This window comes from Asticcacaulis sp. P2_C5 (assembly GCF_056404555.1).
Map to the genome: position 1 here is coordinate 79,767 of NZ_JBFUDU010000007.1, position 20,148 is coordinate 99,914.

Annotated in this window: 16 protein-coding genes; 13 read left to right on the forward strand and 3 right to left on the reverse strand. The window is 61.1% G+C overall.

The window, feature by feature from the left end:
* Position 1 precedes the first annotated feature (1 nt).
* The 5 genes from AC1DXO_RS13755 (at position 2) to msrB (ending at position 4,280) form a co-directional block, all read left to right on the forward strand.
* Positions 2–760 (forward strand): SDR family NAD(P)-dependent oxidoreductase, encoded by a 759-nt coding sequence (locus tag AC1DXO_RS13755; RefSeq protein WP_476978735.1) that lies wholly within the window; start codon positions 2–4, stop codon positions 758–760.
* On the forward strand, positions 757–1,761 hold the full coding sequence (locus AC1DXO_RS13760) for a ketoacyl-ACP synthase III (protein ID WP_476978736.1): 1,005 nt from the start codon (positions 757–759) through the stop codon (positions 1,759–1,761). Before AC1DXO_RS13755 ends, AC1DXO_RS13760 begins: the two co-directional genes overlap by 4 nt.
* Positions 1,762–2,157: 396 nt before the next feature.
* On the forward strand, positions 2,158–3,126 hold the full coding sequence (gene pseG, locus AC1DXO_RS13765) for a UDP-2,4-diacetamido-2,4,6-trideoxy-beta-L-altropyranose hydrolase (RefSeq protein ID WP_476978737.1): 969 nt from the start codon (positions 2,158–2,160) through the stop codon (positions 3,124–3,126).
* The gene (locus tag AC1DXO_RS13770) at positions 3,119–3,688 is read left to right on the forward strand and encodes a GNAT family N-acetyltransferase (RefSeq protein ID WP_476978738.1); all 570 of its coding nucleotides are present in this window, start codon (positions 3,119–3,121) and stop codon (positions 3,686–3,688) included. The genes pseG and AC1DXO_RS13770 overlap by 8 nt, the downstream gene beginning before the upstream one ends.
* 106 nt (positions 3,689–3,794) lie before the next feature.
* Positions 3,795–4,280, forward strand: coding sequence for a peptide-methionine (R)-S-oxide reductase MsrB (gene msrB, locus AC1DXO_RS13775; protein ID WP_476978927.1), 486 nt, complete (start codon positions 3,795–3,797; stop codon positions 4,278–4,280).
* On the opposite strand, the gene AC1DXO_RS13780 is transcribed toward msrB, so the two are convergent.
* Both AC1DXO_RS13780 and AC1DXO_RS13785 read right to left on the reverse strand, forming a co-directional pair.
* Positions 4,267–4,674 (reverse strand): hypothetical protein, encoded by a 408-nt coding sequence (locus AC1DXO_RS13780; protein WP_476978739.1) that lies wholly within the window; start codon positions 4,672–4,674, stop codon positions 4,267–4,269. The two genes, msrB and AC1DXO_RS13780, sit on opposite strands and share 14 nt — an antisense overlap.
* 123 nt (positions 4,675–4,797) lie before the next feature.
* On the reverse strand, positions 4,798–6,231 hold the full coding sequence (locus tag AC1DXO_RS13785; RefSeq protein ID WP_476978740.1) for an aldehyde dehydrogenase family protein: 1,434 nt from the start codon (positions 6,229–6,231) through the stop codon (positions 4,798–4,800).
* Positions 6,232–6,479: 248 nt separating this feature from the next.
* Between AC1DXO_RS13785 and AC1DXO_RS13790 the strand changes: the two genes are divergently transcribed.
* Positions 6,480–7,640: a DegT/DnrJ/EryC1/StrS family aminotransferase gene (locus tag AC1DXO_RS13790; protein ID WP_476978741.1), complete on the forward strand. Its 1,161-nt coding sequence runs from the start codon at positions 6,480–6,482 to the stop codon at positions 7,638–7,640.
* Between the two features lie 20 nt (positions 7,641–7,660).
* Here AC1DXO_RS13790 and AC1DXO_RS13795 read toward each other — a convergent pair whose 3' ends face one another.
* On the reverse strand, positions 7,661–8,131 hold the full coding sequence (locus AC1DXO_RS13795) for a group II truncated hemoglobin (protein WP_476978742.1): 471 nt from the start codon (positions 8,129–8,131) through the stop codon (positions 7,661–7,663).
* 372 nt (positions 8,132–8,503) lie between these two features.
* On the opposite strand from AC1DXO_RS13795, the gene AC1DXO_RS13800 reads away from it, so the two are divergent.
* The 7 genes from AC1DXO_RS13800 (at position 8,504) to AC1DXO_RS13830 (ending at position 19,726) form a co-directional block, all read left to right on the forward strand.
* Positions 8,504–9,847, forward strand: a complete 1,344-nt coding sequence (locus AC1DXO_RS13800) for an ammonium transporter (protein ID WP_476978743.1) — start codon at positions 8,504–8,506, stop codon at positions 9,845–9,847.
* A 387-nt stretch (positions 9,848–10,234) separates the two neighbouring features.
* Positions 10,235–11,668, forward strand: a complete 1,434-nt coding sequence (locus AC1DXO_RS13805; protein ID WP_476978744.1) for an NAD(P)-dependent oxidoreductase — start codon at positions 10,235–10,237, stop codon at positions 11,666–11,668.
* A 2-nt stretch (positions 11,669–11,670) separates the two neighbouring features.
* Positions 11,671–16,176 (forward strand): glutamate synthase large subunit, encoded by a 4,506-nt coding sequence (gene gltB / locus AC1DXO_RS13810; RefSeq protein WP_476978745.1) that lies wholly within the window; start codon positions 11,671–11,673, stop codon positions 16,174–16,176.
* Between the two features lie 492 nt (positions 16,177–16,668).
* The gene (locus AC1DXO_RS13815; RefSeq protein WP_476978746.1) at positions 16,669–17,058 is read left to right on the forward strand and encodes a GxxExxY protein; all 390 of its coding nucleotides are present in this window, start codon (positions 16,669–16,671) and stop codon (positions 17,056–17,058) included.
* Between the two features lie 149 nt (positions 17,059–17,207).
* Entirely contained in the window at positions 17,208–17,891 is a 684-nt protein-coding gene (locus AC1DXO_RS13820) for an SGNH/GDSL hydrolase family protein (RefSeq protein WP_476978747.1), read from the forward strand.
* Between the two features lie 105 nt (positions 17,892–17,996).
* On the forward strand, positions 17,997–19,019 hold the full coding sequence (locus tag AC1DXO_RS13825) for a cupin-like domain-containing protein (RefSeq protein WP_476978748.1): 1,023 nt from the start codon (positions 17,997–17,999) through the stop codon (positions 19,017–19,019).
* Positions 19,016–19,726, forward strand: a complete 711-nt coding sequence (locus AC1DXO_RS13830; protein WP_476978749.1) for a DUF6445 family protein — start codon at positions 19,016–19,018, stop codon at positions 19,724–19,726. Before AC1DXO_RS13825 ends, AC1DXO_RS13830 begins: the two co-directional genes overlap by 4 nt.
* Positions 19,727–20,148: the final 422 nt, after the last annotated feature.

Here is a 20,148-nt window from a genome sequence, read left to right on the forward strand (position 1 = left end):
TATGGCGACGGGCCACAGCGCATCGGCGGGCAAATGGGTAATGGTCAGCGGCGTCAGTCGTGGCCTGGGCCTGGCTCTGGTTCGCGATCTGCTGGCCCAGGGGTACGCCGTGGCCGGCTGCAGCACGACACACAATGACGATCTGGCCGCCCTGACCGCGGTGCATGACGGCCGCTTCTTCTGGCAATCGGTCGACATGGGCGATACGGCGGCGATTGAGGCCTTTGTGACGGCCGCTGTGGCGGCCTTTCCGGAGCTGCGGCTGTGGGGCGTTGTCAACAATGCCGGCATGTCGGTCGAGGGCATTTTGTCGACCCTGCCAGTCAGCGATATCGAACGCGTTTTGCAGGTCAATCTGACCGGCGCCATCTGCCTGGCGCGGGCAGCGCTGCGCCAGATGATGAAGTCGCGCAAGTCAGGCCGTGTACTGAACATCTCCTCGATCACCGGTCTGCGCGGCTATACGGGCCTCACGGCCTACGCTGCGTCGAAAGCCGGCATGGACGGCTTCAGCCGCGCCCTGGCCCGCGAGGTCGGTCGGTTGGGGATCACGGTCAATTCGATCGCGCCCGGCTATATGAAGACGGCGCTGTCGGAGGGGCTGGACGACCGGCAACTGGATCAGATCGTCCGCCGCACGCCCCTTGGCCGGCTGTGCGAACTGACCGACATCGTTCATCTCGTGCGCTTTATGCTGTCGGATGAGGCGGGTTTTATCACCGGCCAGACCCTGGTCGTCGACGGCGGTCTGACCTCATGACGGCCTTCTCCTGCCCTCCCCTGCGCCTTGTCGGCGTGGTCACCGCCCTGCCGCAGACCGTGGTCGAGAACGACAGCCTGTCCGAAGCCTTCGGCGCCGAGACGATGAAAAAGATTATCGCGGCGACGGGAATCGAGCGCCGACCGGTCAGCGCGGCCCATACAGTCAGCGATCTGGGCGTGGCGGCGGCGCAGGTGCTGCTGGAGCGCACCGGCTGGACGGCGAACAGCATCGGCCTGTTGATCGTCGTCACCCAGACGCCGGACTATCCCCTGCCATCGACAGCAGCGGTGATGCAGAACCGCCTGGGCCTGGGTCATGGTACTGTGGCGTTCGATGTGTCGCTCGGCTGTTCAGGCTATGTCTACGGTTTGTCGATCGCAGCCAGCCTGATGCAGACGGCGGGTATAAAACGTGCCCTGCTGGTCGCCGGCGACATGACCACACGCATGATCACCGATGATAATCGTGCCCTGGCGCCGTTATTTGGCGATGCCGTGGCGGTGACGGCGCTGGAAATGTCCGAAGACGGAGGATTGGCTTTTGATCTGGGCACCGATGGTTCGGGGGCGCCGTATCTGATCTCGAAAACCGGTGGTCTGGCCCAGCCGGGCAAGGCCGAGCTGTTTATGGACGGCACCCAGGTCATGGCGTTTTCGCTGAAACAGGTGGCGCCGTCGATCACTCGCGCCCTGGCCGTGGCGGAGCTGGCGATCGAAGACGTCGATCACGTCATCCTGCACCAGGCCAATGCCATGATGCTGAAGACCCTGGGCCACAAGATCAAGGCGCGCGACGACCAGATGGTCTACGCCGTCAAGGATTTTGGCAATACCTCCTCGACCTCGATACCGCTGGCCATCTGCGATCACCTGAGTCGCAAGCCGGTCGAGGGCGAGCAAACCTTTCTGCTGTGCGGATTTGGCGTTGGCTGGTCGTGGTCGACGGCCCTGTGGCGGACCCAGGCGCCGGCGGTGCATGAGATTATCCGGGTGCCATAGAATGGATTTATCTGCGCGAGCCTTTCGGCATTCGGGTGATGTTTTGCTCCGCCACCTGTCCTATGTCCTTCGGATATCCGGTTGTGATTGTATAGACAGTCCTCCACCGCCTGCGGGGGAGGTGGCGCGAAGCTCCGGAGGGGGGCATTCTACGTCTTCAACGAACACCACAGGCTATCGACAAACGCACAGGCCTTGGGTCAAGCTTGAAGTGTTGTTCAAAAGGTCCCCCCTCCGCCGCCTTCGGCGGCACCTCCCCCGCAAGCGGTGGAGGACTGTATTTATTTGGTCCAACTCAACGAAACGCCTCGATCAGATAGTCATGGCGGGGGTAGGCATTCTGTTGTTGGGGCAATTACCCGAAGCCAGCCAGATCATTCCTACATGACAGGCCGATTGTTCATTCGCACTGAAGCGTCGACGCAGACCGGCATGGGGCATTTCATGCGCTGTTTTGCCGTGGCGGAAACGGCGGTTGCGCGGAATATCCCGGTGCATTTTCTGGTCAGCCACCTGGATGCGGCCGTGACCGAGCGCTGTTTACCGGGCATGACGATCGATGCGGTTGGTGATTTCGGTCCGGATGTCGAAGGCATGAAGCGCGTAATCCTGCCCGACGACTGGCTGCTGATCGACAGCTACAAGGCTACCGCCGGCTACATCGCTGAGCTGCATGGCGTAACGCGGGTAGCCGTGCTCGACGATCTCGTTGAACTGGATCGCTTCGACTGCGACCTGCTGATCAATCCGGCTATGGCGGCGTCGTTTGAGGTCTATGGCCCAAGAACGGCCGCCCGGATGCTGCTGGGGCCGGATTATGCTCTGATCCGGCGCGAATTCCGCGAACCGGGCGCGCCGCTGATGACCGGGCCATCGGTCGCCGTCATGTTCGGCGGCAGCGATCCGACGGGCCTGACGCCGGAGGTCGCCCGGCGGCTGCACGACGCCCTGCCCGATGTCGCCATCAAGGTGATTATCGGACCGGCCAGCCAGCAATTATCCCATCTGGAAATACTTGCTGAGCATCTGCCGCGCCTGCACCTTTTCTGGTCGCCGGACGACGTTGGCCGCGTTCTTGCCTGTTCGGATCTTGTCGTAACCGCTGCCGGCGGCAGTGTCGGTGAAGTGGCCGCCATGGGTCTGCCGGCCCTGGTGCTGGTGGTTTATGATAATCAAAAGGCGGCGCTGACGGCATGCCCTTTTCCGGTGATCGATATGCGTACGGGCTTGCCCGACGATCTGGCCGCGCGCGTTGCCGATCTGCTGGCGGATGATGATCGGCGTCATCTCATCGCGACACGGGCGCATGAGATTGTCGATGGCCGTGGTGTTGGACGGATTTTGGAGGCCATGGGCTATGTTTAAATTTCTCGCCTATCGCCGGCCGACGGTCGAAGACGCCAGGCTTCTGCTCGATTGGCGGACGGCGCCGCATATCACCAAATATATGCTGACCGACGTGCCCTACGATATCGCGCGGCAGGAGGCGTGGATCGCACGTACCAATGCGCGTGACGATTACCAGCACGCCATCGTGCAGATCGAGGGCCGCGATGTTGGCTATGCTTCTGTGACGGTTACTGACCGGGTGTCGCAGATTGGCGAACTGGGCGTCTATATCGGCGATCCCGACGCGCCGAAGGAACTGACCATCTACAATTTTGTCGGCACCCTGAACCATGCGTTTTTCACCATGGGCCTGCACAAGGTGGTCAATCACGTCGTCGACTGGAACGAGCGGACGATCCGGCTGCAGCAGTTTAACGGCTATCGGCATGTCGGGGTGCTGAAGGATCATACCCTGAAGGACGGCGTGCGCCACGACCTGCATATCTTCGAGCAAAAGGCCTCGGAGTGGGCCGAGTTTCGCAAAAAATTTCGTGATGGGCGTAACTGGGACGGTCAGGAGACAGTATATAGAGGCTAACCGGTTGATCGTCGGTGGTAGTATCTTCTGACGAACGCCCCGCCCACCGCCCTCGGCGGTCCCCCCTCCCATGAATAGGGAGGGCAAAGTGAAGAAAGCCCTCGCCATGACCAAGTCCGCCCTCGGTTTTGACCTCACACCCCCGACTGCCGATCAGCTAAAGGATCTGGCTGCGCGGCTCGATCCGGAGGCGCGGCGTATCCTGCTCAATCATGGCACCGAGGCGCCCTTCTGCGGTAAATTCGACGAATACGAGGATGAGGGCACCTATGTGTGCAATCTGTGCGCCCTGCCTCTGTTCGACAGCCGCGCCAAGTTCCATTCCGGCTCGGGCTGGCCCAGCTTCTACCAGGGCATAGACCCGGACCATATCCGCAATATCCGCGATACGTCGCACGGCATGGTGCGCATCGAGATCCGCTGTGCACGCTGCGACTCGCATCTGGGACACGTGTTCAATGACGGCCCGCGCCCAACGGGCCTGCGTTACTGCATGAATTCGGTGGCCATGGACTTTGTGCCGGACGGCGAGGCGCTGCCGGATCGGCTGGACCGTGGTGCCCCGGAAGGTGAAGTCCTTAAGACAGGTTGACGGCTTTAAGCACCGCAGCGAAGGTCTTTTCATCGGTCCGTTTCAGCGCCAGCAGATCTTCGACCAGGCGAGCCTGACGTGTCTTCTGGGCATCGTGCTTGGCTTCGTCGATGCGCGCCTTGAGCTCGGCCAGGTCCTTGACGCATTTCGCGTTGGTCAGGTCAGGATTGCTCTTTTCGGCTTCCTTGACCAGCAGCTCGACCACCTCCATCATCCGGCCGATCTGGCGGCCGTAGGAGTCCTGGGCGACGATGCGGCGTTCGGTGTCGGGCGCGGAGGAATTGTTTTCATTCACCGTGAACAGCGACCAGCCCGGCAGAATAGGCTGATTGAGGTTGGCCGGCGCGGACACGGGCCACGACGGCGAGTCGAGCCAGGGAAAAAACAGGGACATGGGAATCTCCAATGCGGGGAGGCGGGAGCGTTGCCGTTATACTGGAGATTGCAGGTGTTGATAACAGCAAAAAGGCGGCCCCGTCTGGAGCCGCCTTTTCAGAGCCTTATATCGCTGTGAAACCTATAGCGGGAATTGATAGGCCGTTTTTACGATCGTGTAGAATTCCTTGGCATAGGCGCCCTGTTCGCGCGGGCCATAGCTGGAGCCTTTGCGGCCGCCAAACGGCACGTGGTAGTCGACGCCGGCGGTCGGCAGGTTCACCATGACCATGCCCGACTGGATGCGGCGCTTGAAGGTCTCGGCCGATTTCAGCGACTTGGTGCAGATGCCGGCCGACAGGCCGAATTCGGTGTCGTTGGCGACCTTGATGGCTTCTTCCAGATCCTTGACGCGGATGACCGAAGCGACGGGCCCGAAGACTTCGTCCTTGTTGATCGCCATATCGACCGTCGTCTTGTCGATCAGGGTCGGGGCGTAATAGTAGCCCGGCGTGCCGAACGTCAGGTCTTCGCCGCCGGCGACGACCGTGCCGCCTTCGGCCTTGGCCTTGGCGACCGCGTCACGCGCGATGTCGAGTTGTTCCTGTGAGGCGATCGGGCCCATCTGGACGCCGTCGGCGCGCGAATCGCCGACCTTGATCGCCTTGGTGGCTTCGGCCAGGGCGGCGACAAAGGTATCGGCGATGCCTTCGGTGACGATGATGCGCGACGACGCCGTGCAGCGGTGGCCCGACGAGAAGAAGGACGAGTTGAGCACCGAATTGACGGCGTTGTTCAGATCGGCGTCGTCGAGCACGACAACCGGGTTCTTGCCGCCCATTTCGCACTGGACGCGCTTGCCCTTGGCGACGGCCTGGTCACGAACGCGCGTGCCGGTCGGCACCGAGCCGGTGAAGGAGATGGCGTCGCAGCCGTCGATCATCAGCGGGCCGGCGACCGAACCGCGGGCGAAGACGACGTTCAGCACGCCCTTGGGCAGGCCGGCGCGGTTGAGGATGTCGGCCAGTTCCCAGGCGCAGCCCGGGGTCAGTTCGGCGGGCTTGCAGACGACCGTGTTGCCGAAGGCAATGGCCGGGGCCATCTTCCACGCCGGGATGGCGATGGGGAAGTTCCACGGACAGATCAGGCCGATGACGCCGACCGGTTCGCGGGTGATTTCGACCTTGACGCCGGGACGGACCGAATCGAGCACTTCACCGTGGGCGCGTAGCGCCTCACCGGCGAAATATTTGAAGATGTGGCCGGCGCGGGTGACTTCGCCGATACCTTCCGGCAGGGTCTTGCCCTCTTCGCGCGACAGCAGGGCACCCAGTTCGGCCTTGCGGGCCAGGATTTCGGTGCCGGCATTGTCGAGCACGTCGAAGCGCTGCTGCGGCGTCGAATACTGCCAGGTTTCGAAGGCTTCACGGGCGGCGGCGATGGCGGCCTTGACCTCCGGCTCGCCGGCGGTCGAATAGACGCCGATAATGTCATTGGTGTCGGAGGGGTTGATGTCGTTGAAGGTCTTCTCCGTGACGACCCATTCACCGTTAATCAGGCTACCTTTTACCGACATATCGTTCTCCTCGAGATTGTGTGGCATTGGAATTTGCGGCGTGTATAGGCCACAGTGTTAGCGTTAACAAGACGCATTTGCTGGTGACTATATAGTCAGACAAATGCCTGACGCCAACCCCGGATGAGCCTAGAAAGCGGTTTTTATTGAAACTTTGGGAAATGCCTTTTGAGGTGCATTGATTTCATAGACTGCTAAAGCGCATGGGTCGCCGCGTTTGCGGCCCTGTTTAGTGCAAGGTTCTTCCCATGGCTATCCCGTTCATCGACCTCGGCGTCCAACGCGAGCGTATTGGCGCGAAAATCGAGGAGGGTGTGCTGAAGGTGATCAAGCACGGCGCCTACATCATGGGCCCGGAAGTCAAGACCTTCGAAGCCAATATGGCCGCCTTTGCCGGTTCAAAACACTGCCTGTCGTGTGCCAACGGCACCGACGCCATCGAACTGATCCTGCTGGGCCTGGGTATCGGCAAGGGCGATGCCGTCTTCGTGCCGGCCTTCACCTTTGTCGCCACGGCCGAAGTGGCGCCGATGACCGGCGCCGAACCGGTTTTTGTCGATATCCTCGGCGACACCTACAATATCGATCCGGCCAAGCTGGATGCCGCCATCTCCCACGTGGCGGCGGAAGGCCGTCTCAAGCCGGCTGCCATCATCGCCGTCGACCTGTTCGGCCAGCCCGCCGACTATCCGGCCCTGGCTGAGGTAGCGCGCAAGCACAGCCTGCCTCTGATCTGTGACTCGGCCCAGGGCTTCGGCTGCACAATCAATGACAAGCAGCCGCTGGAATGGTGCGTGGCGACGGCGACCAGCTTCTATCCCGCCAAGCCCCTGGGCTGCTATGGCGACGGCGGTGCGGTGGTGACCAATGATGACGCCTTGATGGAGCGGATGATCTCGTTCCGCGTTCACGGCGGTGCGACGCCGACCGATGTCGCGACGATGCAGTTCGACCATGAAGCCAAGTATCTCAACGTCCGCGTCGGCATGAATTCGCGCCTGGACACCATCCAGGCGGCGGTGCTGATCGAGAAGCTGGAGATTTTCGGCGAGGAGATCGAACTGCGCCAGGCGGTGGCGAAGCGTTACAATGCACTGCTGGACGGCAAGGTCATGAGCGTGCCTTTTGTCAGGGACGGGTTCGTCTCGACCTGGGCGCAATATACTATCGAGCACGAGAACCGCGACGGGCTGCAGGCCCACCTGCGCAACATGGGCGTGCCGTCGGCCGTCTATTATCCGATCCCGCTGCATCAACAGCCCGGCTATTCCATGTTCACGGCCGGCGGTTGCGACCTGGGCGTATCCGAAGCCAAGTCGAAGACGGTCATCTCATTGCCGTTCAGCCCCTATATCGATGAGGCGACCCAGGACGAGATCGTCAAGGCCGTGACATCTTTTAACGGCTAGGCTGCGGATGGCCGCATCGGTCAGCCCATCCAGGGTCCTCCGGGCGGGCCCCAGTTCCACGACGGCATCGGTGCGTCTGAACTAACAGTCGCACTGCCGTCCTGGGAATTTATTCGGGCCAGTCTTGTCCCCCATTCCAGGTAACCAACAAATGCGGCCCGGAACTCAGGGTCGTCTGGCAGTCCGACTTCGTCTGCGGTATCGAGCATTAAGGCAATCCACGCGCGCCGCTGTGCCTCCGTCAGATGTCTGTTGAAATGGTGCGCAATCATGCCGGCGTGGGAACCACCCAGGTCCGAATAGCTCGTGGGCCCGCCGAAAACCTCGGTGATGAAGGCAGCGACGTGCCGCGCGTGGTCCGGGTTCATGCCGGCAAATACCGGTGCCAGGACAGGATTTAGTGGAACCTTGGCATAAAAGGATTCTGTCAGCTTTTCGAAGGCCGGCAATCCACCCGCCCAATCCGCCAATGTCGGAACGCCTTCGGTCATGTCTCTCTCTCTTCACGGTCCATGTTCGGTACATGGCGACGATCGCTGGTTTTTGCCAGCCTGGTCACATTATTCCAGCCAGGCTGACTTGAGAGGCTCGCACGGACGACGATGACAAAAAGCGGCTCTTTCCATTGCGCGGAGGTAGGTCGTTCACGGATTATGACATTCGATTGCCGGATTTTATCTTTGCGTCGGAAAATTTCCGAAAAATTGTGATGGCACGCGAAAAGTTTGCCTTTTCAAGTGGCTAATGTCCTGTTATGGACGAATTATGCGTCACATTTCGCGTCTGCACACCGGAGCCCGTTCCGGCGGTGGCTGCGTCATGCAATGCTCTGATATCGATGATTTGGCCGGGATAAGAAATTTATGGCGTTTGCTCTGATCAGTGCCGCAGTCAGTTCACAGGTCGCCGTAGCGACCGCTGTTACGGCGCCTGTAACGACGACGGCCGGTGCAGCGCCGCACCTGCTGGCCCATCAGGCGACCCTGGCCCTCAATTCCGGCGACACGGCGTGGATGATCGTCGCCACCGCCCTGGTCCTGTTCATGACCCTGCCCGGCCTGGCGCTGTTCTATGGTGGCATGGTGCGCAAGAAGAACCTGCTGGCCACCCTGGCGCAATCGGTCGCGGTCACCGTTATTGCCACAGTGATCTGGATCGCCGTCGGCTACACCCTGGCCTTCGGTATTGGCCCTAATCCGGGATGGAATGCCGTGCTCGGCAGTTTTGATTCCGTCATGCTCAACGGCGTCAACCACAACACGGCCTATTCCGCTGCCAAGGGCCTGCCGGAGTTTCTCTGGGTCGCTTACCAGATGACCTTCGCCATTATTACGCCGGCTCTGATTGCCGGTTCGATCGCCGAGCGGATGAAGTTTTCGGCCTTCATCCTCTTTACCGCCCTGTGGAGCCTGCTGGTCTATGCACCTGTCTGTCACTGGGTGTGGGGCGGCGGCTGGCTGGGCGCCTTGGGCGTGCTCGACTTCGCCGGCGGCTCGGTCGTCCACGTCAATTCCGGTGTCGCCGGCCTGGTCGCTGCCCTGGTGCTGGGCAAGCGCAAGGGGTTCGGTCGCGACAACATGGCGCCGCATAATCTCGGCTACACCATGGTCGGCGCCTCCATGCTGCTGGTCGGCTGGATCGGTTTCAACGCCGGTTCGGAATGGGCTGCGGATTCCCTGGCCTCGGTCGCCATGCTCAACACTATCGCCGCCACCATGACGGGCGCCATCGGCTGGCTGGTTCCGGAATGGATCGAGCGCAAGCGTCCGACCCTGCTGGGCATGGTTTCCGGCATGGTGGTCGGCCTGGTCGCCATCACGCCGGCGGCCGGTTTCGTCGGCCCGGGTAGCGCCATGGCCATCGGCATCATCGCCGGCCCGATCTGTTACATCGCCTCGACCTATGTCAAGAACATGTTCAAGTACGACGACAGTCTGGACGCCTTCGGCGTGCACGGCGTCGGCGGCTTTACCGGTGCGGTCCTGACAGCGGTCTTCGTCGACAAGACGATCAATACCGGCGATGCGGCAGCCCATGCCACCGTACTCAAACAGCTGATCGGCCTCGCCGCCGTTATCACATGGAGCGCGGTCGTAACCTTCGCGATCCTGATGGTCTGCAAATACACAACAGGCCTGCGTGTGACAGAGGAGGAGGAGATTGAAGGCCTCGATATGTCGCAGCACGGGGAGACACTGCACGGATGATCTAAAGACATCGGTGCCGCTTCATCCCCCTCGCGCTGCGAAAGCCAGCCGAGGGGGTTTGCATGTCAGGGCTTCGTCTGTATGGCAGAAATATTGCAATGCAGCGAAGGGTATGATTTGGTCGGGACGGTGTGCCAAAAGGCCACGAATGGGTAAAAACTTTCGCCTTAGGGCGTTTTGGCAGGTTTTTTGCCTCTTTCGGGCATATTTCCTGCCGCAAATCTGGTATCACGCGATACCACTACGGCATTTATGTCATAGACCGGAAAAAACGGCGGGACATGATGACGAACGTAACAATTTTTCCTTTCCCCGCCGGGGTTTTTCCGCTTTAAGCCCCGGCGGCTGTCACAGTCCGCTAATACAGCATAGTTAAAGGGTACGACGATGGATACGAACCGCTTTGTGGTTGAAGTCAAAAAAGGTCCGGCGAAGTCCGACGCGACAACACGCGTCGCTAACTTCAATGAGATCTATGCCGACTTCAAACCGACACATGCGTCGCATCAGGCATCGCGTTGCGCGCAGTGCGGCGTACCCTTTTGTCAGCATGGCTGTCCTCTGTCGAACAACATCCCCGACTGGCTGCGCCTGACCGCCGAAGGCCGTCCGCAGGAAGCCTGGGAACTGTCGGCCGCGACCTCGACCCTGCCGGAAATCTGCGGCCGCATCTGTCCGCAGGATCGCCTGTGTGAAGGTTCGTGCGTGCTGGAACAGTCGGGCTGGGAAAACGTCACCATCGGTTCGGTGGAACGCTATCTGTCCGACATGGCCTTTGATGAGGGCTGGATCGAGCCGATCGTCCCGGACGTCGAACGCGTCCAGAGCATCGGCATTATCGGTTCGGGCCCGGCCGGCATCGCCGCCGCCGACCGTCTGCGCAACCTGGGTTACCAGGTCACCATCTACGACCGCCACGACCGCGCCGGCGGCCTGCTGGTCTATGGCATTCCGTCCTTCAAGCTTGAAAAGCACGTCGTCGCCCGCCGCACCGATCGCCTGGCGGCGTCCAAGGTCGAATTCGTGCTCAACTGCGATATCGGCAACGACATCACCTTCGAAGAGCTGCGCGGCAAGCATGACGCCATATTGGTTGCCACCGGCGTCTACAAGGCGCGCCGCCTGACGGCACCAGGCTGCGGCTCGAAGGGCGTGGTGCCGGCGCTCGATTATCTCATCACCGCCAACAAGGTCAGCTTCGGTGACGACATCGCCGATTTTACCTCGGGCCGCCTTAATGCCGAGGGCAAGACCGTCGTCGTCATCGGCGGCGGTGACACGGCCATGGACTGCGTGCGCACGGCCACCCGCCAGGGCGCCAAGTCGGTGACCTGCGTTTATCGCCGCGACCGCGCCAACATGCCGGGCTCCGACCGCGAAGTCTCCAACGCCGAGGAAGAAGGCGTGCGCTTCGAATGGCTGAGCGCGCCCAAGGCCGTTCTGGGTGATGCCGAGCACGTGACGGGTCTGCGTATCCAGCGCATGCGCCTGACCACGCCCGACGCGCAAGGCCGCCAGGGCATCGAGGACATTCACGGCAACGAGGCCGACCTGCCTGCCGACCTGATCATCGAGGCCCTCGGCTTCGAACCGGAAAACATGCCGGTCATGTTCAATGAGCCCGCGCTCGAAGTCACCCGTTGGGGCACCATCAAGACCATGGCCGGCGAATTCGCCACCACGGTCGACGGTGTCTATGCCGCCGGCGATATCGTCCGGGGTGCGTCCCTGGTCGTCTGGGCGGTGCGCGAAGGCCAGGACGCCGCGCGCGATATCCATCATTATTTACAAGTTCAGTTGCTGGCGGAGGCCGCGGAATAGTCATGACCTCTTTCGACTCGTACAAGCATTACCAGGAAACCCGTCAGCGTCTGATCGACGGGCACGCCTATGATCCGGAATCGGAAATCTCGGCCTGCGGCGTCGGTGTTGTCTGCGCCATCGATGGCGCACCGCGCCGCGACGTCGTCGAACTGGCCGTCAAGGCGCTGAAAGCCCTGTTCCACCGCGGAGCGGTCGACGCCGACGGTAAGTCGGGCGACGGCGCCGGCATCATGATCAATGTGCCGCAGGATTTCTTCCGCGAGCAGGTCCGCAATATCGGCCACCACCCCAAGCCGGGCCCCGTTCTGGTCGGCCAGGTCTTCCTGCCGCGTTCCGACATCGGCGCCCAGGAAGCGGCCCGGACCATCGTCGAATCGGAAATCTTGCGTTCGGGCTTTTACCTCTATGGCTGGCGCCAGCCGCCGGTCGATGTGACGCAACTGGGCAGCCGCGCCATGAGCACGCGCCCGGAAATCGAACAGATCATGATGGCCGCGCCGGAAGGTCTGAGCGGCGAAGCGCTGGAACGCGCCATGTTCCTGTGCCGCCGCCGCATTGAAAAGCGCGTCGATGAGGCCAATCTCGACTGCTACCTCTGTTCCTTCTCGGCCCGCACCCTGATCTACAAGGGCATGTTCCGCGCCGAGCTGGTCGATGACTTCTATCTCGACCTGAAGGACCCGCGTTTCATTTCGTCGGTCGCCATCTTCCACCAGCGCTTCTCGACCAACACCTTCCCGGAATGGCGCCTGGCCCAGCCCTTCCGCATGCTGGCGCACAACGGTGAAATCAACACCCTGCGTGGCAACGTCAACTGGATGAAGTCGCACGAGATCCGCATGGCGGCGGCGACCTTCGGCGGCGAAGCCTCGGACGTCAAGCCGGTGATCCAGCCGCGCGGCTCCGACTCGGCGGCCCTCGACAATGTCTTCGAACTGCTGGTCCGCGCCGGCCGCTCGGCGCCGATGACCAAGGCCCTGCTGATCCCCGAAGCCGTGGCCAATAACGCTACTGTCTCAGCCGCCCACAAGGCGCTGTACGCCTATTGTAACGCCGTCATGGAGCCGTGGGATGGCCCGGCGGCGGTCTGCGCCACCGACGGCCGCTGGGTTGTCGCCGGCAAGGACCGCAACGGCCTGCGTCCGCTGCGCGTCGCCGAAACGCGTGACGGCCTGCTGATCGTCGGTTCCGAAGCCGGCATGACCGGCGTATCGGAAGACCGCATTCTGCGCCGCCTGCATATCGCCCCCGGCCGCATGATCGGCGTCGACCTCGAAGAAGGCCGTTTCTATTCCGAGAACGACCTGATCGAGGCCCTGGCGCAAAAGCACAACTACCAGGGCTGGCTCGAAAACATGATCGAGCTGGAGCCGCTGATCGCGCCCGGTCCGGAGCCACGCACCTATCACGGCGAGGAACTGCGCCGCCGTCAGATCGCGGCCGGCTTCACCCACGAAGACCTCGACACCGTCCTCGACGCCATGGTCAAGGACGGCAAGGAAGCCATCGGTTCGATGGGCGATGACACGCCCCTGGCCGTACTTTCGGAACAGTGGCGTCCCCTGGCGCATTTTTTCCGCCAGAACTTCGCCCAGGTCACCAATCCGCCGATCGACCCCTTGCGGGAATCGCAGGGCATGTCTTTGCGCACCCGCTTCAAGAACCTCGGCAATATCCTGGCCGAAGACGAGGCCCAGACCGACGTCTTCGTGCTGGAAAGCCCGTTCCTGACGACGCTGATGTACGAGCGGATGATCACCTTCGATACCGCCGGCAAGGTGGCGAAGCTCGACTGCACCTTCGATGCCGCCGATGTGGGCAAGGGTGGCCTGAAAACACGTCTCGAAGCGCTGCGTGACGAAGCCGTCAGGGCCGTCTCCGAAGACAAGAGCAGCATGATCGTCCTGACCGACGAGACCCTGGGGGCAGACCGTCTCGGCGTGCCGATGATCCTGGCCGCCGCAGCTGTCCATTCGCGCCTTGTGCAAAAGGGCCTGCGCTCGTTCGTCTCGCTCATCGTCCGCTCATCCGAGACCATGGACCCGCACGCCTTTGCCGTGCTGGTTGGTGTCGGCGCGACGGCAATCAACCCCTATCTGTCGCTGGAACTGCTGCAGGAACGCCTGGCCCAGGGCCGTTACCAGGGTCTGGACGAGCACAAGGCCTTCCTCAACTACAAGAAGTCGATCGAGCTGGGTCTGATGAAGATCCTGGCCAAGAAGGGCATTTCGGTCATTTCGTCCTATCGTGGCGGTTATGAATTCGAGGCGCTTGGCCTGTCGCGCGCCCTGGTCGCCGAATACTTCCCGGGCGTGACGTCGCGCATTTCGGGCATTGGCCTGTCGGGCATCGAGCAAAAGCTGGCCGAGCTGCACGCCAAGGCCTTCGCCAGCAAGAAGCCGGTCGTCGACATCGGCGGCTTCTACAAGATGCGCGCGGCCGGTGAGACCCACTATTATCAGCCCAAGCTGATCCACCTTTTGCAGGACGCAACGACGCGCAAGGACTACGAGACCTTCAAGCGCTATTCCGAGCTGGTCCACAAGATGTCGAAGACGCATCCGACGGCGCCGCGCGACCTGCTGAACTGGCAGAAGAAGTACCCCGAGATCGCCATCGAGGAAGTCGAAAGCGTCAACGAGATCCGCAAGCGTTTCGTCACGCCGGGCATGTCGCTGGGCGCGCTCAGCCCCGAAGCCCATGAGACGCTGAACATCGCGATGAACCGCATCGGCGCCCGCTCGGTGTCGGGTGAAGGCGGCGAGGATCCGGAACGCTATAACCGCCGCGCCAACGGCGACAATCCGAACTCGGCGATCAAGCAGGTCGCGTCGGGCCGCTTCGGCGTGACGGCGGAATATCTCAACAACTGCCGCGAAATCGAGATCAAGGTGGCCCAGGGCGCCAAGCCCGGCGAAGGCGGGCAATTGCCCGGCTTCAAGGTCACCGAATTCATCGCCCGCATGCGTCACTCGACGCCGGGTGTCGGCCTGATCTCGCCGCCGCCGCACCACGACATCTATTCGATCGAAGACCTGGCCCAGCTGATCTACGACCTGAAGCAGATCAACCCGACCGCCCGCGTCACCGTGAAACTGGTGTCGCAGTCGGGCATCGGCGCTGTCGCTGCCGGTGTAGCCAAGGCCAAGGCCGACGCCATCCTGGTCTCCGGCCACGTTGGCGGGACCGGCGCTTCGCCCCTGTCGTCGATCAAGTTCGCCGGCCTGCCGTTCGAACTGGGTCTGTCGGAAGCCCACCAGGTGCTGACGCTCAACAACCTGCGCGGCCAGATTCGCCTGCGGGCCGACGGCGGCATGCGGACGGGACGCGATATCGTGGTCGCCGCCATGCTGGGCGCCGAAGAGTTCGGTATCGGCACGGCGTCGCTGATCGCCATGGGCTGCCTGCTGGTCCGCCAATGCCAGTCCAACACCTGCCCGGTGGGAGTCTGCGTCCAGGATGAACGCCTGCGCGCCAAGTTCACCGGCACGCCGGACAAGGTGATCAACCTGTTCACCTTTATCGCCGAGGAAGTGCGCGAAATCCTGGCATCCCTTGGCCTGCGCTCGCTGCAAGAAGCCGTCGGCCGCACCGACATGCTGCACCAGATGTCGCGCGGCGGGTTACACCTAGACGATCTCGACCTCAATCCGCTGCTGGTCAAGGTCGAGATGGATCCGACGGCGCCGATCACCGCACCCGACGAACGCAACGTCGTCGCCGATACGCTGGACGCCCAGATCATCAAGGATGCTGCCTTCCTGCTCGATCGCGGCGAAAAGATGCAGCTCGACTACGAGGTGCGCAACACCATGCGCGCCGTCGGTACGCGGACGTCGAGCGCTTTGGTCCAACGCTTCAAGGATACGCTGGACGAAGGTCACCTGACCCTGCAACTGCGCGGCTCGGCGGGCCAGTCCTTGGGCGCCTTTGCCGTCAAGGGGCTGTTCATCAACCTGATCGGCGAGGCCAATGACTATGTCGGCAAGGGCCTGTCTGGCGCCACCATCGTGGTGCGGCCCAAGGTGTGGCACGAGCATCAGGCCCTGGCCGGCAATACACTTTTGTACGGCGCAACCTCGGGCCAGCTGTATATTGCCGGTTCGGTCGGTGAGCGTTTTGCGGTCCGTAACTCGGGCGCCGCGGCGGTTGTCGAAGGCGTTGGCGCCCACGGCTGCGAATATATGACCGGCGGTACGGTGGTCATTCTGGGCAAGGTTGGCATGAACTTCGCCGCCGGCATGACCGGTGGGGTTGCCTATATCTACGACCCGGACAGCACGCTGGCCAGCCATGTCAACCATGAGGGCGTGACCTTGCGCTCCGTGCCGGACACGTCGGTCGCCCGGCTGCGCTCGCTGATCGTGGCGCATCTGGAGAAGACCCTGTCACCGCGCGCCCAGGCCATTCTCGATGACTGGGAACATTCGCTGGGAGCCTTTGTCGAGGTCATGCCGAACGAGATCCTGGCCATCCAGCAAAAGCTGCAAGCCAGAAGCGCATAAGGAAAAGGCGGTCCCGATCGGGCCGCCTTTTTCGTCGTTTGGGCGTGTAATGTCGGCTGAGTTCGGCTACATTTTTTGTGTAACTCTTGATTTTACAGTAATTTTCACCGCGGAAAGCGCGGAAAAGTCGGAAAGACGCCGAAATTCAGGATGTGATTTCTGATGCGCGTAGCGCTTTCCCGTTGGGTGAATACCACCATCTCGGATGAGAGCCCTGCGGGCGATTTGCTCCCCAACGGCTATATTTCGATGGTCGCCGCAACAGGTGCGAATAATGTTTCGCGCGGTTGTCGCAACGCCCCGAATTTCGGCGACTTTCCGACTTTTCTGCGCTTTCCGCGTTGAAAATTACCGTAGATTCAGACGTTTGGCGCGAAATGTGTAGCAGCGCTCATTCAAATCGAGCGCATATTTCCGTCGGCACATAAATTAATTGTTCACCTTTTGTTCCAAAAATGCTATGACGTTTATTCAATTAAAAAGAGGGCGGTCATGGAAAAGGGGGATTTACTTTATCGCGACGAAACTTACGCGATCCGTGGTGCAATCTTCGAAGTCAGTCGGGAAATGGGTACCGGCTTTCTTGAGGGTGTCTACCAGGAATGTCTGGCACGGGAATTCAGCCGCGCGGGTATCGGGTTTATCGAACACCCGGAACTGTCATTGATCTACAAGGGTGAACGCTTGGAGACCATCTACAAGCCTGACTTCATCTGCTTCGGGAAAATAGTCGTCGAACTCAAAGTTGCTGAAATGCTCAACGACGATGCCAAAAATCAGGTCTTGAATTACCTCAAGGCGACCAAGCTACAACTTGGTTTGCTGGTCAATTTTGGCGAATATCCCAAGGCGCGAATTGAGCGATTTGTTCGTCAATATTAGTCGTTTGTAGCGATGCGGCTCGGTTTGTGGATTTTACCGGTCCAAATTTTTTACTTATTCAATAATCTCCGGCTTGACATTAGGTTAGCGTCAAACACGGGAGAGGCGATATGCGGCAGTGGGCGATACTAGCCGTAATGGCAGGGCTGATGGCCACCACACCGGGTCAGGCAAGGGTAACCGAAAAGCTGGCGGCGCTGAAACCCGGAGCCGTGGTTCTGTTCCAGGGCGATTCGATCACCGAGGGCGGGCGGTGGCCCGGTGACGACCAAAATCATATCATGGGCCAGGACTATGCCTATATGCTGGCCGGCGAGATCGGCCTGACCTATCCCGAACGCCATATCGCCTTTCTCAATCGCGGCGTCAGCGGCAATACCGCCATCGACCTCGAAAAACGCTGGCAGGCCGATACACTGGACCTGCATCCCGATGTACTCAGCCTGATGGTCGGGGTCAACGATACCTTTTACAGCTCGGGCGAAACGGTCGACGCCTACGAGGCCGCCTACGACAGCCTGATCGCGCAGACCCTGAAACAGGATCCCGGGATCAAAATCGTGCTGGGGGAATCCTTTATCCTGCCTGTGCGCAGCTATGCCGAAAACTACGAGTCCAAACGGGCTGATCTGAAAAAGCGCCAGGACGTGGCGGCGCGGCTAGCCGCCAAATACCATTTGCCACTTATCCCCTATCAGGCCGTGTTCGACGAGGCTGCCAAGCTGGCGCCGGCCGATACCTGGTCGTGGGACGGCGTGCACCCGACCTATGCCGGTCATGCCCTGATGGCCGAAGCCTGGCTGAAGACAGTCGAGGAGGCCTGGCCGCAATAGCGCCGGGTACTATTGAATTCGTATGCATACGGTCACGCAGGGTTATTGCTGCGGCCCCCTGATGTTACCCTGATCACAAAATAGACAAGGTCAGGGACAATCAGGATGGATGGGGGGCTGGACAGCCTGCCGAAGGTCATACGGCGCGTTGGCGCCGATGCCCATTCCTTTGCCCAGACCTTTGCCGGGATTGTCACCGCCGAACAGCCGGTAGTTATATCAGGCCTGTTCGACCATTGGCCGGCCCTGGCCGCCGGCCAGACGCCCCGGACCATGAATACCTATCTCAAGGCCATGGATCGCGGCGCCCAGACCACGGTCATGGAAGCGCCTTTTTCGAGCGGAGGCCGGTATGTCTACGGCTCGGACCTGCGCGAATTCAACTTCACCAAACGCAGCCGCGGCATCAGCGAAACCCTGGATCAGATCGAGCGCAATCTCGCGCGTCCCGAGGCGCCCTTTACCGCCATCCAGATGCTGCCCTTGACGAGCCACCTGCCGGCCTTTGTCGCGGATAACACCATCGCCATGATTCCACCGCAGATCACGCCACGGCTATGGATCGGCGGACCGCTGAAAACCCAGACCCACAATGATCGCGACCACAACCTGGCCTGTGTCGTCGCCGGCCGCCGGCGCTTTCTGTTGTTCCCGCCCGATCAGGTCAATAACCTCTATGTCGGGCCGCTTGACAATCCGCCGCCCCTGTCGCTGGTCGATCCCGAACAGCCGGATTATGACCGCTTCCCCAGGTTCCGCGAGGCCATGGCCCGGGCGGTCGTGGCGCATCTCGAACCTGGCGATGCCCTGTTTATGCCCAAATACTGGTGGCACCACGTCACCTCACTCGACCCGTACAATGCCATGGTCAACTATTGGTGGGGTGACAACGCCAGTGGACTGGATGGGGCCAATGACGCTTTCCAGACCGCCCTGCTGGCGCTTGGGCAGTTGCCGCCCGGCGAAAGCGCCTATTGGAAGGCAATGTTCGACGCCTATGTCTTCAAGACCCAGGGCGACGCCACCGCCCATATACCTGACGGCATGAAAGGCGTCCTGGGCCCGATGAACCGCGCCATGCGCGACCGGTTGAAGCGCGAACTGCGCCAGGCCTATCTGCGGTCATGACCGCCTTTGCGCTCAATCGCGAGATACGCATCCAGCTTCGGCGGATTGGCCATGAGGCCCAGCCCCTGTTGGTGATCGACAATGTCCTGGCCGACCCGCAGGCCATGATCGCGGCCGCGCAGGCTGGCGGTTTTTATGTCCCCGGACACACAAAATATCCCGGCCTCAATGCGCCCCTGCCCGAGGCCTACTACCAGACCGTGGTGACCGGCCTGCGTGGCGCCATCGAGGCGGCGTTCGGCCTGCCCCGCGACGCCTGGATCAAGTTTTTCGGCTTCTTCGCTTTGGCGACCACGCCGGCTGATCAGGCCCAGCCGATCCAGAAGATCCCGCACTATGATTCGCTGGATGCCGGGCGTCTGGCCATGGTCCATTATCTGTGCCGTGGCGATTTCGGCGGCACGGGCTTTTTCCGCCATAAGGCGACGGGCTTCGAATCCGTCGATGCGAGCCGTGAAGCGGCCTATGTTGCGGCTGCGAGCGCCGAGATCGAACATGCGCCGGGCAGCTTGACCGACTATGCCGGCGACGGGATGGCGTATTATGACCTGGCCGGGCAGGCGGAAGCCGTGTTTGACCGGCTGATCCTGTATCGCACCCATGTGTTGCATTCCGCACTTTTAAAGGGCGCTGCCCTGAGCCCAAACCCTGCCGCCGGACGCTTGACAGCCAACGGATTCATCGAGGTGACGCCAGCGCCGAAATGATCCGTAGACGGCCTGTTATGGGGCTGACAAAAAGACGCATAAAGCGCGACGATGTTGCAAATATGCAAATCGGCGTGAAAATATTCACTGGCGAAAAATTGAGTCCATTCCATGCAAGCACTTATCCTGTATGCTAAAAACGTGGCTGCATAATATGACGCACATAATATTATGCATGACATGGTGAAATGATGTGTGTCATAAGAATGAATGTCGAAGGCTTTTCGCAGATGCACAGTTTTTGATGACGAAAAAACCCGCGCGGCAATGACGCGGGAAGGTGGCCCTAGGGCTGCCGGATAAGAAGGGGTTGCCGCCAGGTGCGTCGAGGTCTTTGGGGCTTCGCCGCTGCGTCGGTGCGGCATGTGACCCTGCCAGTGTTGGGAAACGCGTGTCCGGGTACATCCGAGGATGAGGTTTTG